A 15856-nucleotide genomic window follows, 5' to 3' on the forward strand; every position below is an offset into this window, starting at 1 on the left:
TGCGTGCCCGCATAGCAGTCATATAATCACCAGGAGTAAGATCTTTGCCGCAGGACAGCCGCGCGAACCGCCCTCGGTTCGAGCCCGAGCCCGCTGGTAGGCAGGCAGCCGGCACAGTTGCCACGTGCGCCTCGGCAGAGTGCCGTCGGCGAGGAAGTGGGCATCGCGATCAGTGACCGGCCTAGGAGCGGTTCCGTGCGCCGACTCCAGCGCACGCGCACCTCGGGCGCTCCAGCCCAGATCACCGCGATCGCCCGTCGCCCGTTCCTCTCTGGCGCCATCGACCCCTCCCGGGCCAGAGGTGTTCCGGCCCTCTCCAGTGATTCGGAGCCGGAAGAGGCGCGGCTTGCTCGCTACGCACCAATGTGACTCACATCACTTCCGCTGTGGACCCGCTGCGGCGTGCGCACTCCGCCGCCAAAAGGTTGTTGACCGGTCGGTCCTCAACGAATCGGATGACCGGTTCATTGCAGTCTGGCCAGTAGCAGCGCCTACCGCACAGTGAGCCTTTTCAGCGGCAGTTGGGTGTGTGATGATCACAGCTTGATCGCGGGCGGCGTGGGCGGTGCCGGACGTTGAGAAGCCCCTGGTAGGACGGTTGGTCTCTCACAACGTCCCGTTCCCACCAGAGGCTTCACGTGCTTTTGTACCGTGCTTCGCTGTCGTTGTCACGTCGGACCCTGGCCTACGCCACCGGTGTCGTCCGCCGCCACCGCCGGGCTCTGGGCAGCAAGGGCCGGTGCCTACCTCCGGGCATGCAGGCTCTGATGACCCTGGTCTACCTGCGCAAGGGTGAGACCTACGCCGAGTCGGGCGCCGGATTCGGAGTATCGACCACCACCGCGTGGCGCTATGTCAACGAGACCGTCGACCTGCTCGCCGCCCGATCGCCCAGGCTCGGCGCGGCCATGGCCAAAGCGGTCAAAGCCGGGCTGCCGTACCTGGTGCTGGACGGCACCCTGATCTCGATCGACCGCGTCGCCGCCGACCGGCCCTACTACTCGGGAAAGCATCGCCGCCACGGCATGAACCTCCAGGTCATCGCCGCACCGGACGGGACCTTGCTGTGGGTGTCGGGACCGCTGCGCGGATCGGTCCACGACCTGACCGCGGCCAGGATCTGGGGCCTCATCCGAGCACTGGCCGCCACCGGGCTACTCGTGCTGGCCGATAAGGCCTACCAGGGCGCCGGCGTGCACATCCTCACGCCCTACAAAGGACGTGACAAGCCCGAGCGCCAGAAGGACGCCAACCGCGCACACGCCAGGCTCCGCGGGCCCGGCGAACGCGCGAACGCCCAGCTCAAGTCATGGAGGATCCTGCGGAAGCTGCGCTGCTGCCCCAACCGCGCCGGACACCTCGCCAACGCCATCCACACCTTGCAACTCCGCGAGACCGCATCACGCTGAAAAAGGCTCAGTGCATGCAGGGCTGCTGTGACCCCAGCGTTGTAGCTATGGCCGCGCTCTGCCATGGCTCTCCCTCGACGAGACTCTGCCGGTGCCCAATTGTTGCTACGGGCACTGACAGAACTTCACTGCCTAGCAGTACTTGCTGCTGAGCGTGCACTAAGATCCTTACCCTGAGTGCGCCGACGCCCGTCGCACGCCGCGAAGACACTGCCCATGTACCAATGCGCCACACTTTCTTCACCCTTTCCTGCGCCGACCACGCCCTGTCAGTCCCTGCATGCGATGTAGAGGGGTGCAAGGCCGAGTGCCAGAGGTGCGCATTGTTGACGGTGAGGTGGTCACAGCGCCCGAAGTGGGCGCGGATCTCACTTCAATCTCGGTGATGGCAGCGTTCGCGATCGGCGATGCCCGGCCGCAGCACGTTCGCTGAGGTAGAATGGTGTACGGCCGGTTACGCCCCGACCGTGATTAGAAGCGGTTTCCCGATGGGACACCAGCGGGGCCATGTGCTGTCGGTGCGTGTCGCCCCTCGGACACATTTTTGTACATGATCGCCCGGTTCCGCTCGGGTGATCACTGTTTTTCGGGGCAGGGTCGTGGATGAGGGGGAGCCCGAGGTTCCGGTAGATCTGGACCTTGTCCGCAGGGTCGGCGGTGCGCAGAACCTTGAGCAGGTCGCCGAACGTGGTGGTGAGGGTCACGATCTCCTCCTTGGTGAGGCGGTGGGGCCGCTCTCCGGTGATCTCGCGGAGCCTGGCCTGGTGGACGGCGCGTTGGGCCTGGATCTCGGTGATCCAGCCGGACACGACGGCCGGGTCACGCCACTACAGCGGCAGCCCTCGCCACCATCCGAAGTCGATCTTGATCTCGCTGACGGCCACAGGGAGCCTTCGAACAGCGGAGAGGATGTCGGTTAGCCGGACGCGGAGAAAGCGAAATCGCCACAGATGGCGATGATGACTTCTGCTTAGGCAAGATCACCGAAACGGCCATCGTAGCTGCCGGAGCTGCTCTTCCTCGCCCTGCCCCGCTTCGAGCTTCGGCCTTGGTTGGTGGCGGCTTCCACGATGGGCTCGACTCCGAACGATCTCTCGCACTCGAGTGGCGGCCTCGACGGGATCTTCATGCTCCCATACTCGTACCACCATCCAGCCGGCTTCGGATAGCTTCCGCTCGGTCTCTCTGTCCCGTTCACGATTGCGCTCTATCTTGGCGGACCAGAACTCGCTATTGCGTTTGGCGGGGCGATGATGTTCAGGGCAACCATGCCAGAAGCAGCCATCGGAGAAGACTGCGACCTTCGCGCCAACGAACACCAAGTCGGCAGTCCGTCGAATCTCCGGGATGGGACGCCGGTCGATGCGGTATCGAAGTCCAAGCGAATGGACAGCCGACCTCAACGCGAGTTCCGGCTTGGTATCCCGGCTGCGATTACCGCGCATCACCGAACGAACTGCAGGCGAACTCGCCCAGGATTCCGTCGGCTCTGGTGTCTCTTTGAGAAGTCCCTTGGCCGCTGCCATCTTCCATGCTTGCGCCAAGTTCTTCGCCCGTGTTTCTTGGTCTACCTCACCAACGTACACCTCAGGCGAGCGTCCCTTATCTGACCAGCGAAGATAGGCTCGTATACGCCGGTTCTTGCGCGGCAGCCGCAACGCGATTGACGCGCACGCGATACGCCCATCATCAAGATCAACCATGCGGCGCTCACGGCCACCCGCCGCGCGATCCTGCTCCGCGGTCCGCGCGGCCCTGTTTTGCCCTGGTCGCCCCTTCCAAGCCCTGTCAGGCGGCGGCTTATCCTTCCAGCGTCCGGGGTCAGCGCTTTCGAGAGCGGTCACCGCTGGGCCTCTGCCTCGTCGAGTACTTGGGCCACCGCCTTAGCGAAGACCTCGCCAAGCAGGACGGGCACCGCGTTGCCGAGTTGCCTCATCTGCTCACCGCGGGGCCCCTCAAGCTTCCACGTGTCGGGGAAGGTCATGACGCGTGCCGTCTCGCGGACCGACATGTAGCGGTGAGTCCCGTCGTCACGCAACATGACGGACTCACCTCCAGGTACCCCGTGGACACCGGCCTTGACGGTCTTGGCGGGACGGTCGAGCACGTTGGGGGTGTGCCCATCATAGATCCGGGCGCCGGGCCAGCCAATATGCTCTGTTACACCCCGGACCTTGCGAGGTTCACGGTTCAGCTGCTCATCTTTGATGTCTGGAAGCTTTGGCTCATTCTCGAAGTTGCCGGCGATCGCGTCACGTAGGGTTCTCCACGGCTTGAGGCCGTCGGAAACTAGAGCCTCAGGGGGGAGATCCGCCATGACTTTCTCCCGAACCTTCTTCCTGACTTTATGACGTTCCCAGTACTCTCCATTGGTCATGGAATGTATGAGGGCGTCGTTCGAGTGAGTCTCCGAGACAAGTTTTTCAAATTTTTCAAGGTCGACACCGAGGTCGGCCCGAAAGGCCACAATGATGATTCTGTGCCTAATCTGAGGTACACCGTAATCCGCCGCGTTCACGGGCTTCATAAAGACCTGGTAACGTCGGCGTGAATCAGAGGAACCGTCTTCGATACGCCGCCGCAAGATCGCGTCATGCTCTTGCCAGGCAGCACTCTCACTGCGCTCCTCGAAGGGTAGTTGCATCTCTCGGAGAATGTATTCAAAGTATGGCTTGAAGGAAGGGCGCAGCAACCCTCGAACATTTTCACATATAACAGCCTTGGGTTCCATTTCGCGGATAGCTCGAAACATCTCAGGGAACATGTTTCGTTCATCCTCGTCACCTTTGGCTACGCCGCCAAGGCTAAACGGTTGACATGGGGGGCCGCCAGCCAGAATATCAACTTTATCCTTCAGGTGGTCAAAATCGACCTTGCGAATGTCGCCGGACTTGAGCGGGCAAGGCTGACCGGGTTCGGGGATGTTCGGGACTTGTCCCTCGTCTAGCAGTTTGGCCCCGTTTGCTTGGAGCGTCTCACAGGCCCGCTTGGCGAACTCGTTGAACAGGAGCGGCCGGAAGCCCGCTCGCTCGACCGCCTGGGCCAGCCCCCCGCCCCCAGCAAACAACTCCACGCTCGTGCGGTCGTTGCCTGCCCCCTGCTCCTGCTCAGACATGGCGAAAGCATACCGCGGAGTTGTGGATCTTGCGACCCGCCCGTCGAAGAATTTTCAGGTCATACCGCTCCACCGACAGCAGCGCGCGCCGGGCCGCCACGAGCGTTGTGGACAACGCGGCGCGCCTCCCCGTCTCCGGGAGTCAGCCCGCCTCGTCTTCAGCGACTTCCCCGTGCTCCGCGTCGAGAACATTGCCTTCCGTCGCTTCCTCGGGATCAGGCTGCGCGCTAGCCGTGTCTCCGCGAGCGTCCACCCAGTCGTTCGGGCCGATGTCGACACCGAGCGCGGCGTTCTCGGCGATGAACGCGTCCACCCTGTAGACACGGAGGCGCTGGTCGCTCGCCCCCTTCTTCGCGGGAGACCAGATCATGTTCGCGCGCCGCCAACGCACCGCTCGAACTCGAGCCTCGCGCTGCGGATCCTCTTCCGGCAGAAGAGAGATCGCGATCCCGTCGCGGATACGATCTTCCATCTCCGCGCGGGTGAAGCGCCGGTTGCAGGTCCGGTTGGCCGCGCGAGGCCGTCCAGGATGAATCGTGTCCCAGATGGATCGAGCGTTGGTTCGTGCGGTTCCGGATGGGTTCGCGCCGAACCCGGGTATGAGCGTGTTCCAGAGAACGGGAGAGTACGCGCGGAGAAGCGCTCGCTCGCCGAGGACGATCCATACGTCGTCGAGGGGCAGGATTCGCACGTCGAAGTCGGTCAAGTTGAGGTTCCCCCCGCAGTCCTCTGCCGACGCCTCTTCGAGGCTCACCCGGTGCTTGCCGACGATCCGGTCGTACAGGGCGGGCTTCGCCTCGTCAGGAGGATCGCCATAGCTGCTGTTCCCTGCTTCGGCCTTGCCGACGTACACCGGAACGTCGCCGTCCTTCAACCGCTCGTAGAGTGGGAGAGACCCCGTGTAGTAGAGCGCGTACAAACCGGCTCCAGGGAACGAAGGAAGAGACTTCAGGGGGATCCGAGGTTGGTCGTCCAACGCCTCTCGAAGATTCCGGCTCAGTTGATCCAAGCTCAGTGGATCGAATCTGTCGCCGATCTCCTTGGGACGCGCGGGAGTGGAGTTGCGGCTGATCCGAGAAGGCATGATCAGAGGCTATCGCGAAATCCCTGACAGAAATCAATCTTTGAGTCAACCCGCCTCTGTCCGTCCAGCGCGATGAGCAGCCCCTGACCTAAGGTGATGTGAGCTAGTTCGTCACCTCGCCAGGCGATCGTCACCTCGCCAGGCGAAGGGCCCGAGCGAAGGGCCTCCGCGGGAGCGCCGAGCGAGAGGTGCGGCTGGAGCGATTCACCTCTAACACAATTCGCATAAATATGCAAGAACAACTGCAACCTCGTCGGTCCCACCGCATATCATCGGTGCCAACTCGATCCCGATGCTTGCGCGCGCCACCCTTCGGCGGTGCCGAGGGGTGGCGCGCCCAGCCGAGGATCAGAGACAGGAGGGCCGTTGAAGATCACACCGTCCTCCCGCATCCTCCGGATGCTGGGAGAGATTGAGTTCGATGAGTGGCAGTGCGTCGCCGAGTTGGTGGACAACTCCCTGGATGACTTTACCGAGATCGTACGCTCGGGAGTGCCTTGGGCCGGGGGCTTCAAGATCAGTGTCGCACTGCCCAGTCCCGGAGCCAAGCCCTCTGACGCCGTCGTGAAGGTCACGGACACCGGGCGCGGCATGAGCTACGAACGGTTGGAGCAATCCGTCCGGGCCGGGTGGTCCAGCAACGATCGATTCGACAAGCTCGGTCTCTTCGGCATGGGCTTCAACGTCAGCACCGCTCGTTTGGGGCGTCGCACACGAGTTCTGACCACCCGGCCAGGGGACGATCAGTGGATCGGCGTGGAGATCGACCTCGACCGTATCGGGGATGATTTCGAGGCCAGCGACATCACTGAGCCAAAGACGGACCTCAACGAGCACGGGACTCGTATCGAGATCAGCGGCCTTCATCCCGAACGCGCTGACTGGCTTCGGCGCAACGCGAGCAACCTCCGTGACACGCTGGGGCGCACCTACTCATGGATCCTCGACAACCAGCCCTTCGAACTCTGGGTGCAGGGACAGCGAGTCAGGCCACGGCGCCACTGCCGGTGGGGTGACGACCGGCACGTGATCTACGGCAGCGGCGCCTCCTCACAGAAGATCCCTGCCTACATCCCCATCGATGAGACCTTCGAACCAGCGGAAGCCTGCGCCAATTGTGGAAACTGGCAGACGCCTGACAAGGGAACGTGCGACCAGTGCGGTGGCGACCGCCTCACTCTGCGTGAGCGGCGGATCCATGGCTGGCTTGGTGTCCAGCGCCATTTGGACAAGCGCGAATTCGGTATTGATTTCCTACGCAACGGCCGCAAGATCCTCCAGTGGGACAAGCGGCTGTTCGACTGGAAGAACCCCAATGACCCACTTGGCGCTGTGGACACCGAGTATCCGATCGAGCTAGCCAACCAAGGAGGCCGGTTGATTGGAGAGATCCACCTCGATCACGTGCCGGTCACTTACCAGAAGAACGCGTTTGAGTACAGCGACCGCGGCTGGCGTGCCGCCGTGGACTTCTTGCGGGGGGTCGGTCCTCTTCAACCCGAGAAGGCCAAGAGACTGGGCTACCCAGAGAACACAAGCCCGCTCGGGCTCCTCTTCAAGGGATACCGGAGGAACGCGGCGGGGATGCGTTGCCTCGTCCCAGGTGACGGGACCCGGCCGATCCATGACTTGACCCGCCGCTGGGCGCAACTCTTCCATCGAGGAGACTCTGAGTTTCAGAGTGATCAACGGTGGTGGGAAGCCGTGGTCAATCACGAGGAGCAGAGCAAGAGGGCCAAGCTCGCGAAGGTCGAGGGGGTCTCCCAGAACAGGCCTGATGAGCTCGCCGTGCTGGAAGCACTCGGTGTCAACTCCGACGGCGCTCCCGATGTAGCGAGCGACTCGGCTCTAGTTCCGCCCAAGGCCGTGGCGGCATCACCCAAGCCCTCGAAGGAGACCGCCCAGGAACGAATCGAGCGTTACCACGCCGACTCCATAATCGTTCCTGAGCTGACCCGGGACTTCGGAATCCCGCGGGTCGGTGACCTTGTCGTCGAGACCCGCAGGCTCAGGACGCTCAGCCTCCGCGACGACAACGGACAACCCACACCCGCGCTCCTGGTCCAAGGACCCGGCGGCACCGCGACTGCTTTCCTGGACCCCGCCCACGACGCTTTCGCGAAGCTGGGAGTCGACGCGGCCGAACTACTGGTAGTGGAGATCGCCGCAATTCTCAAGGTCAAGGCTGATAGTGACCTCACCTACGCCCAGTTGGTCTCGTCACTCCGGGCCCACAGCCTGCCCGACTCGGCGCTGCGTATGGATGTGGTCTTCAGGCAAGCTCGGGAGTTGCTAACCGACGTCCGCAGGATGATGGCCGCCAGGATCGAACCCGATCCCGGGCGAGCCTTCCAACACCTGTCCCCCGACGAACTGACGGCCACAGAGAACGAGATGATCGCGAACGGTCAGGTCATGCTCACTCAGAAGCTTGGGGAGACTGGGGAGTTCCTGCTGTACGCTCCGCCTCTCTTCACGGTGAAGTTGTTGGAGGAGTGGCCTGAGGCATTCATGGACGGGAAGGTCTTCGCCGGCCCGTACGCCTCGCTCTCCTCCCCTTCGGCGCAGCGGCTCAGCCTGGCGAGGTTGTCTGGCTACCTCAACGACATCGCGACGTTGGTGAGCTTCACTGTTGACCTCGGTCCGCAGCAGCTTCAGCGGACCAGGCTCAGTATCCAGCTACTCGCCGACGAACTCGTGGCGGAAGCATGACGGGTGGGCTCCTCTCGGCCGAGGCTCTCCTGGAAGGAGGGCCTCGCGGACTACCGCGCGCGGTCGAGCGCGCACTGTGGCACCTGGGTTTCGTCGACGTGCGTGTAGTGGATGGCGCCGGTGACGGTGGCGCTGACCTGCTGGCGGTGCGCAGCCGTGAGCAGTGGGTCTTCCAATGCAAATGGTCCGCGAACCGGCCAATAGATCGCGAAGGTGTGGACGACCTTGAGCGAGCCCACACTCGCTATGGCGCCGACAGGTCGGTGCTGGTCACCAACACGGGACTCGCGAGATCAGCCGAAGAGCGCCGACGCGCGCTCGAAACGGTTGGCATCAAGATCTCGGTATGGGACGGCCCCACGCTGGGGGCGATCTGGGAGCGCATGCCCGATCGGGTAGCCGAGCAGTATGAGTTGCGTGGCTACCAACTCTCGGCGGCCGAGGCGATCCTGGCCGACCTGAACGGCACCGGCAGGGCCCTGCTGGTACTGGCCACCGGGTTGGGCAAGACCGTTGTCGGCGGAGCGGTTATCCGTCGGTACCTCGAAACGGATCCGAAGCTACCAATCCTCGTGGTCGCGCACACCAAGGAACTAGTAGAGCAGCTGGAACGGGCACTGTGGCGACATCTGAGCAAGGCCATTCCGACACGCCTTCTCACAGGCGACAACAAGCCACCCTCGTACGATGGCGTCCTAGTCGGCACGGTCGAGTCGGTCCTTGGCGTGGTCCGCGCGGGCTGGCGCCCGAGTCTCATCATGGTCGATGAGACCCATCACGTCAGCGAGAACGGAAGGTTCGCGGATCTGCTAGATCTGTGTGGCGACGCGGCCCAGTTCGGAGTGACCGCTACCCCGTGGCGTGGCGACAAGTTCGATATCACGGCACGTTTCGGCCCAGCGAGCTTTATGATGGGTATCGCCGAAGGGATGGCCGCTGGATACCTTTCCGCAGTCGACTACAGGCTCTTCGTCGACAACCTCGACTGGGAGACGGTCCGGCAGATGAGTCAGCATGGATACTCGATCAAGGAACTCAACCGAGCCCTGTTCCTGCCTCAGCGCGACGAAGAGATCGTCGAGCAGTTCCGGGAGACGTGGCGACAGACCCCGGACCCACGGGCCATCCTGTTCTGCCAGACCATCGAGCACGCGGAGCGGATCGCTACGTTGCTGTCCTTGTCGGACACCGCGTGGCACCGGGCGTCCTTCCTGCATAGCGGGCTGCCAAGACAACGGCGCCAGATCCTGCTGAACGAGTTCCGGCTCGGCCGAGTGCCGATCATCACCTGCGTCGACGTCTTTAACGAGGGAGTCGACGTCCCCGACGTCAACCTGATCGCTTTCCTACGCGTCACTCATAGCAGACGGATTTTCGTACAGCAGCTCGGACGTGGCCTACGGCTGAGCCCAGGCAAGAAGGCGCTCAAGGTATTGGACTTCGTGACGGACATCCGCCGAGTCGCCGCCACACTGGACCTCAAGCGCTCACTCGAAGCCACCGAGGCCGAGCATCTCCGGCTCCGACTTCCGTCTGGGTCCCGTATCGAGTTCAACGACGAGACTGCGGGCACCCTCCTCGACCACTGGATCCAGGACGCCGCAAGCCTGGAAACCGCAGCCGACGAAGTACGGCTTCAATTCCCCCCACCCCTCTAGGAACCCTCCTGTGACAATCAACCAGCGACTTCAGGGCAAGATCGTTCGACGTCTTTTTCAAGAGGCTGAGGAGATCGACTGGATCTACCTTCCTGACCAGAGGCGGACCGAGACGTACAACCAGTGGGTGCAGAACCCTGAGATCGGAGGGAGGCTGACAGAGTTCATGCCCGCCGCACAAGCGAGGGTTTGGATCAAAGACGGCCCCATGAAGGAGTTCGCCCGCGCCAGATTCGGTGTGGGGACCTACGCTCAGTACGTATCCAACCCCACCGCTGGCGCCAACCAACTGGTTCGGAGCGCTCTCGGCGAAGACTGGGAAGCGGACATAGAGACCAGGAATATCAAGCCTCTTCGACTCCGTGTCTACAAGGGCGAGGAGGAAGTCATGTTCACATGGGCTCCCTTCAAAGACTTCAAACACCTCGTCTGGGCTGCGATCAAAGCCAAAGCCGAGGGCAATGAGATGCCCTGGGTCTTGTGCGCACTAGGCTCCTTCGAGAACCCGATCCCCGAAGATATGAAGGCATTTCACCGTCGCGTTGCCCAACAGTGCCAGGTACGAGTGGTTCACGTGGAAGGGGTCTGAATGCCAGCGTTCCAGAACCGACTGTTCGTCGACGCTCACTGGTTGTCGACGGCATGGGCGGCTCTGGACGATCGGGCTCGAGACATGCTGGCACGCCGTCGCGGCAATCAGACCCTTGAGGCGATCGGGCGCGTTCACTTTGTCACTCGTGAGCGCGCCCGTCAGATCATCCGTACGGCCAGTGAGGCCTTGGTCACAACCGCCCGCGAGGTCGAGGAAGGCTGGCGCGAGCAGATCGACGAGTTGTTCCTTGACGCGCCTGCCGTGCCGGACACCGCACTCCGAGAAATCTTCCCCGACCCGGAGGGAACGGCCCGTTACACACTTCTGCGGGCTCTCGGCTTCGAGAGCCCGCGTACTTGGGCGGGCGCACTTCAGGGGTTCTGGACCCGTCTGCCCGGTGAGCTAGACAAGCTCTTTCGTGACCTAGCGAAGAACGGCCCGTACCGGTCGGCCGAACTCCGTTTCCGCGCCGTCGTCCTTGGCATCCCGGACGCCGTACCGATCGAGTCAGTCGCTTCCCACGAGAAGAGTCCCCTGACACGTGCCGAGCGGGGCGTGTGGGTAAGGCGCGGAGCACGCTCCCGCGATGCCGCATACCTCTGGCTGGCGGAGGAAGGCGCCCCGCGTTTCCTCGACGAGATCGTGGCCGCGCTCGGAGAGGGGCATCGAGCCGTACGGGAGTCCCTACGGAGGGACGATCGGTTCCGCCAGATCCGCCCCGAGGGAACGTGGGCGTTGGAGGAGTGGCCGCTCAACGGTGTCGGCGAATACCGCACCACTCTTGAGGTAGTACTCGCGGTGCTCGCCGAACTCGGCCCGATACCTAAGGCCCGTCTCATCACCGAGACTCGGCGACGCTACCCCGTAGGTTATAACCGCGTCGCGCAGTGTCTGCTCAGCGACCGTGTGGGGATCACCGCCGACGGCATGTGGGATCTCGTCGAACGTGGCGCCACGCCCGTGGAGGAGAGTGAACCCAGGCGCCCTGACCACGTTGTCGTTGACCTGGCCGGGAAGGTCCTGGGCTTCAGGATCCCTGTGGATAAGGACCTGCTCCGTGGTAGCAGTGTGGTCATACATCGCTGGGTCACTTGGCACTTGGGGCTGCGCCAGGCCCCAATGTCCCGGACGTTCAACCTCATCGGGACTTCCGGCGATCTGACGGTGACGCGCAATACCAGCGCCGCGCAGGTCTCCAGTCTGCGGGCCCACGTCGAGTCCATGGGCTTGGCCGAAGGGTGCGAACTGGCAGTGGTGCTTCGGCTGGAGGAAGGCTCGGCTCGACTCGAACACGCCTGCGCCCGCGAAACCTGTCCAACTCAATGGCACCTCCAAGAAGCGTGATCCCGAGCTCCCGCGGGAGCGACGCGCAGCACCCAAGCCCCATGAGATTCACAGGTAGCGCAACCTTCATCAATTTCGCAAGCACCCCTTTGCCCTCTCGATCAACAGGAGTACCTTTGCTTTCAAGCTATATCAAGGAGGCCGCTATGTAACCGGAGTGAGCATCAGATGTCACCAGGATCGCCGTCTTCCCGAGAGATAGAGGCGTTCTATTAAGCCTGCACCTAAAGCGGTTGCCGCAGAAATTTCCGCTGCGGCTCGAGCGTGTTGACGTGCGGGTTCAATGCTCCCGTTCATAGGGCGCACGCTTAAGGACAGTCATGGATAATTCGCGCACGTAATCCACGGCACGGGGAGATTCGTTCCACTTGCATCTAGTTCATCCCGGGCCAGGGCGTAACCATAATTCGATGTGCTTGCACACCGGGTTTATTTTCCCATGCAGGTCGGGAGGAAGGGGAACGACCCCTTCCTCCCGACCTGCATGGGAACGCTCGGCCCTCGATCCAACGCTCGGCTCACCACCTTCAGTGAACGCATGGCCTTGATGTCAGAGGCCAGCGCAGCGAGGGGCGGTCCTCCGCGGCGAACGGAGGACCGCCGGACAGCCCAACCACCCCACCGGTTCGTATCAGGAGGTCAGACCACCCATGAATGTGCCTTCCAGCCCGGGAGGAAGTCAAACCCCGCCTGAGAAGCCCCCGCGTCATCCCCGCAGGTGGAGGCGGATGTCCGCCATGATCGGGGGTGCCAGCGCACTGACACTCGCCACCTACCTCTATCCTCCGTCAGCCGCCCTGATCGCCGTCTGGCTCGGGGCGTGGGAAAGCTTCTACCGGCTCTCGCGTCGCCCACCGCAGGACTCAGACGACGACAAGTAGCCCTGTTCAGGACCTCGCTGCCGCCCGGACACTGCGCGACGGAGGCGGCAGCGAGGTGACCGCATCCCTCTTCACCGCGGTGAGGAGGTGCTTCGCCGTGAGGCGCCCCAGGGCAAACTTCGCGGAGGCGGTCGTTGCGGCGGGCCTGGTGTGGATCGCCCCCCGCTGCAGGCGATCCGCGACCTCGGAGACAAGATCACCGCACGGCGGATAGCCCGAGCTGCGGCCGCCCCGCTCGCTCCCGGAACCGAGCGGCCCGTCGAGGGCGCAGGCCCGCGACACCGATCAGCAACGACAGCGCGACCAGATTCGGAGCGTGCGGGCTCATACAATCTGATGGGTCCGCTGCAGGCTATGTGCCAATCGAAATGCGGTGGGACGCGCCGAGCGGTGAATGGGCTGGCCATGTGCTGTCGGGGCGTGTCGCCCCTCGGACACACACCATTTGCACATGTGGAAGCCGGGATGACCTTGGCTTCCACTTGCTGTTTCTGCTCGGTTTCTTTGATCTACTTCGTGGCATGGACGGCGTTGGCGCGGGTGTTGAGGGCGCGAAGCTTGTCGACTGACGTGGGGCCGCGCTTGTGTGGTCGTGTTTAGGGGGTTCGGCGGGCTGTTGTGACTTGTGCCTGCGGCTGGGTGAGCGTCTTGACGGCCGGGGGCGGTTGGGTGAAGCGCAGTGTGTTGCCGGAGGGGTCGAAGAAGGCGCAGTCGCGGACGCCGTCGGGCCGGCTGATCGGTTCTTGCATCACTTCGGCGCCCGCGGCCTCGATACGTTCGAAGGTGGCGTCGCAGTCGCCGGTCACGAAGACGAGACCGCCGCTCAGCAGGCCCCTGGCGATGAGGTCTTCGATGGTCTGCCGGTCGGCGGGTGAGATGCTCGGCTGCGTGCCGGGCGCTTGGAGGAGGACGCGCACGTCCGGCTGCGCCGGCGGGCCGACGCTCACCCGCCGCGTCCCCTCGGATCCGGCGTCGTCGCGTACCTCGAAGCCGAGCACGTCGCGGTAGAAGTCGAGCATCTCGTCGACGTCGTGGACGGTGAGGGCGCAGGACGAGAGCTTCAGGTCCGTGCCGGTCAACCCCGCTCCTTGCCGCTGGCGGAGAGGAAGACGATGTCGAGGGCGTTGATCCGCTCGGGGACGGTGTCGATGGCGATGCGGGTGATCTTCTCGTCGTGGACGGTGAACGTGAAGACGGCCCTCGGCCGGCCGCGGTGCGACCAGACGGCCGCCGGGACGCCGTCGACCAGGGCGAGCCGGGCGGCCTGAGCCCGTCCGGCGAAGAAGGCCGCCACCTCGCGGGCGCCGCGGACCTCCACGGCCACGGCGTCCGGATCGAGCAGGTCGAGCAGGGCGGCGAAGTCTCCACCGCGGGACGCGGCGAGGAAGGCCTCGACGATCTCCCGCTTCGGCGATCGCGCGGCATCGGACGCGTCCGCCGTTCCCCGCACCCGCTGCCGGGCCCGGCTCGCGAGTTGCCGGGCCGCCACGGGAGAGCGGTCGATGATGGCGCCGATCTCGGCGAACGAAAGGGCGAAGACGTCGTGCAGGACGAACGCGAGCCGTTCGGCGGGGGTGAGCTTGTCCAGCACCACCGTCAGCGCGACACCGACCGAGTCGGCCAGCAGCGTCTCGTCCTCGGGGCCGGCCTGGCCGTTCCGCTGCGGCGCGGCCGGCTCGGGCGGCAGCGACCCCGCCGACTCCTCGCGCCGGGCCCGGCGCGCTTCGAGCATGTTCAGGCAGACCCGGGCGACGATCGTGGTCAGCCACCCGCCCAGGTTCTCCACCTGGTCGGTGTCGGCGCGGCTGACCCGCAGCCACGCGTTCTGCACCGCGTCCTCGGCGTCGCTGGAGGAGCCGAGCATCCGGTAGGCCACCGCATGCAGGTGGTCCTTGTGCTCGACGAACCGTTCGCTCAGCCAGTCGGGTTCAGCCATCTGTCACGTTCCTCTGTCCGGTTCTGTCATACCTACTGACCGGCGAAACCACGTCGATGTGACAGCCGGGTCCTGACTCAGGACGTCCGGCCGGTCGTTACATACACCTGAAGCGCAGGGAGGCAGAGTATGAAAGCGCACGTCAGTTCGATTCTTCTCGGTGTCCGAGACATGGACCGGGCCAAGGAGTTCTACACCGAGGGGCTCGGCTGGAAGATCAAGAACGACTACGGCATCTCGGTGTTCTTCGAGTCGGACGGAGCCTCGCCCGTCGGCTTCTACGGCCGCGAGGGCCTGGCGAAGCAGATGGGCACGAGCCCGGAGGGCAGCGGCTTCAGCGGGTTGGTGCTGACCTACGTCGTCCGCAGCGAGGCGCGGGTCGACGAGGTCATGGCGGAGGCGCAGAAGGCCGGCGCCACCATCCTCAAGCCCGCCGGCGCCCTGCCGTGGGGCGGGTACGGCGGCACCTTCGCCGACCCGGACGGCTACATCTGGAGTCTCGGGTACAGCTCCCAGGGAACGGACCAGCCCTACGCGGAGTAGCCGACTCACGGCAGTCCGGGACGGCGCGGCGGGGCGCGCGCCGTGGCCGTCCCGGACGCGGCGATGGACGAGCGGGGAGAGCCGGCTCGGCGGCGAGTCGGGGGGACAGCGGGGAGGAAGATCATGAAGTTTCGGACCCAGGTCGAGCCACCCGAGCCCATGCGGGGGCTCGAAGTGCCACCCGAGGTGGTGGAGGCGCTCGGCGGAGGCGCGCGGCCGCCGGTGACGATCACCGTCAACGGGCATTCCTGGAGGAGCCGGGTGGCCATCATGCGCGGCCGCCACCTGCTCGGCCTCAGCAAGGCCAACCGGCAGGCCGCGGGCGTCGAGATCGGCGAGGAGGTCGAGGTCGAGCTGGAGCTCGACACCGAGCCGCGCGTCGTCGTCGAGCCCGCGGACTTCGCCCGAGCCCTGGACGGCGACTCCGCCGCCCGCGCCGCCTACGACGCCCTCCCGGACGGCCGCAAGCGCGAGCACGTCCGCGCCATCGAGAGCGCGAAGAGGCCCGAGACACGCCTTCGGCGCATCGAGAAGGCCATCGCGACCTTGCGGGGCTGAGGCTTCGAAGCGAGACCCCGGGCA

At 64.4% G+C, this 15856-nt stretch carries 13 protein-coding genes; 8 read left to right on the top strand and 5 right to left on the bottom strand.

The annotated features are described in order from the left end of the window. The first annotated feature begins 638 nt into the window (after positions 1 to 638). The gene (locus K2F47_RS26360; protein ID WP_242908018.1) at positions 639 to 1409 is read left to right on the top strand and encodes a transposase family protein; all 771 of its coding nucleotides are present in this window, start codon (positions 639 to 641) and stop codon (positions 1407 to 1409) included. Between the two features lie 599 nt (positions 1410 to 2008). Further along, positions 2009 to 2329, top strand: coding sequence for a hypothetical protein (locus K2F47_RS26365; protein ID WP_242908019.1), 321 nt, complete (start codon positions 2009 to 2011; stop codon positions 2327 to 2329). Between the two features lie 60 nt (positions 2330 to 2389). On the opposite strand, the gene K2F47_RS26370 is transcribed toward K2F47_RS26365, so the two are convergent. The 3 genes from K2F47_RS26370 to K2F47_RS26380 form a co-directional block, all read right to left on the bottom strand. Next, a complete protein-coding gene (locus K2F47_RS26370) occupies positions 2390 to 3112 on the bottom strand; it encodes a very short patch repair endonuclease (RefSeq protein ID WP_308198464.1) in 723 nt (240 codons plus the stop codon). A 137-nt stretch (positions 3113 to 3249) separates the two neighbouring features. Next, a complete protein-coding gene (locus tag K2F47_RS26375; protein WP_242908020.1) occupies positions 3250 to 4524 on the bottom strand; it encodes a DNA cytosine methyltransferase in 1275 nt (424 codons plus the stop codon). Between the two features lie 142 nt (positions 4525 to 4666). Continuing rightward, positions 4667 to 5608: an Eco29kI family restriction endonuclease gene (locus K2F47_RS26380; protein WP_272497508.1), complete on the bottom strand. Its 942-nt coding sequence runs from the start codon at positions 5606 to 5608 to the stop codon at positions 4667 to 4669. A gap of 366 nt (positions 5609 to 5974) precedes the next feature. Here K2F47_RS26380 and K2F47_RS26385 point away from each other — a divergent pair, with 366 nt between their 5' ends. The 4 genes from K2F47_RS26385 to K2F47_RS26400 are packed head-to-tail and all read left to right on the top strand — an operon-like array spanning position 5975 to position 11914. Next, on the top strand, positions 5975 to 8320 hold the full coding sequence (locus K2F47_RS26385) for an ATP-binding protein (RefSeq protein ID WP_242908021.1): 2346 nt from the start codon (positions 5975 to 5977) through the stop codon (positions 8318 to 8320). Next, positions 8317 to 9978, top strand: coding sequence for a DEAD/DEAH box helicase family protein (locus K2F47_RS26390; protein ID WP_242908023.1), 1662 nt, complete (start codon positions 8317 to 8319; stop codon positions 9976 to 9978). The genes K2F47_RS26385 and K2F47_RS26390 overlap by 4 nt, the downstream gene beginning before the upstream one ends. A 10-nt stretch (positions 9979 to 9988) precedes the next feature. Beyond that, positions 9989 to 10567, top strand: a complete 579-nt coding sequence (locus tag K2F47_RS26395; RefSeq protein ID WP_242908025.1) for a hypothetical protein — start codon at positions 9989 to 9991, stop codon at positions 10565 to 10567. After that, on the top strand, positions 10568 to 11914 hold the full coding sequence (locus K2F47_RS26400) for a sigma factor-like helix-turn-helix DNA-binding protein (RefSeq protein WP_242908027.1): 1347 nt from the start codon (positions 10568 to 10570) through the stop codon (positions 11912 to 11914). Between the two features lie 1477 nt (positions 11915 to 13391). Here K2F47_RS26400 and K2F47_RS26405 read toward each other — a convergent pair. Both K2F47_RS26405 and K2F47_RS26410 read right to left on the bottom strand, forming a co-directional pair. Then, complete coding sequence (locus K2F47_RS26405) at positions 13392 to 13874, bottom strand: VOC family protein (RefSeq protein ID WP_242908029.1); 483 nt, start codon at positions 13872 to 13874, stop codon at positions 13392 to 13394. Further along, a complete protein-coding gene (locus K2F47_RS26410; RefSeq protein WP_242908030.1) occupies positions 13871 to 14731 on the bottom strand; it encodes a sigma-70 family RNA polymerase sigma factor in 861 nt (286 codons plus the stop codon). Before K2F47_RS26410 ends, K2F47_RS26405 begins: the two co-directional genes overlap by 4 nt. 129 nt (positions 14732 to 14860) lie before the next feature. On the opposite strand from K2F47_RS26410, the gene K2F47_RS26415 reads away from it, so the two are divergent. Continuing rightward, positions 14861 to 15274 (top strand): VOC family protein, encoded by a 414-nt coding sequence (locus K2F47_RS26415; protein ID WP_272497509.1) that lies wholly within the window; start codon positions 14861 to 14863, stop codon positions 15272 to 15274. A gap of 123 nt (positions 15275 to 15397) precedes the next feature. Next, complete coding sequence (locus tag K2F47_RS26420; RefSeq protein WP_242908032.1) at positions 15398 to 15832, top strand: YdeI/OmpD-associated family protein; 435 nt, start codon at positions 15398 to 15400, stop codon at positions 15830 to 15832. Positions 15833 to 15856: the final 24 nt, after the last annotated feature.

It is taken from the genome of Actinomadura terrae, assembly GCF_022751215.1.
Lineage (GTDB): Bacteria > Actinomycetota > Actinomycetes > Streptosporangiales > Streptosporangiaceae > Spirillospora > Spirillospora terrae.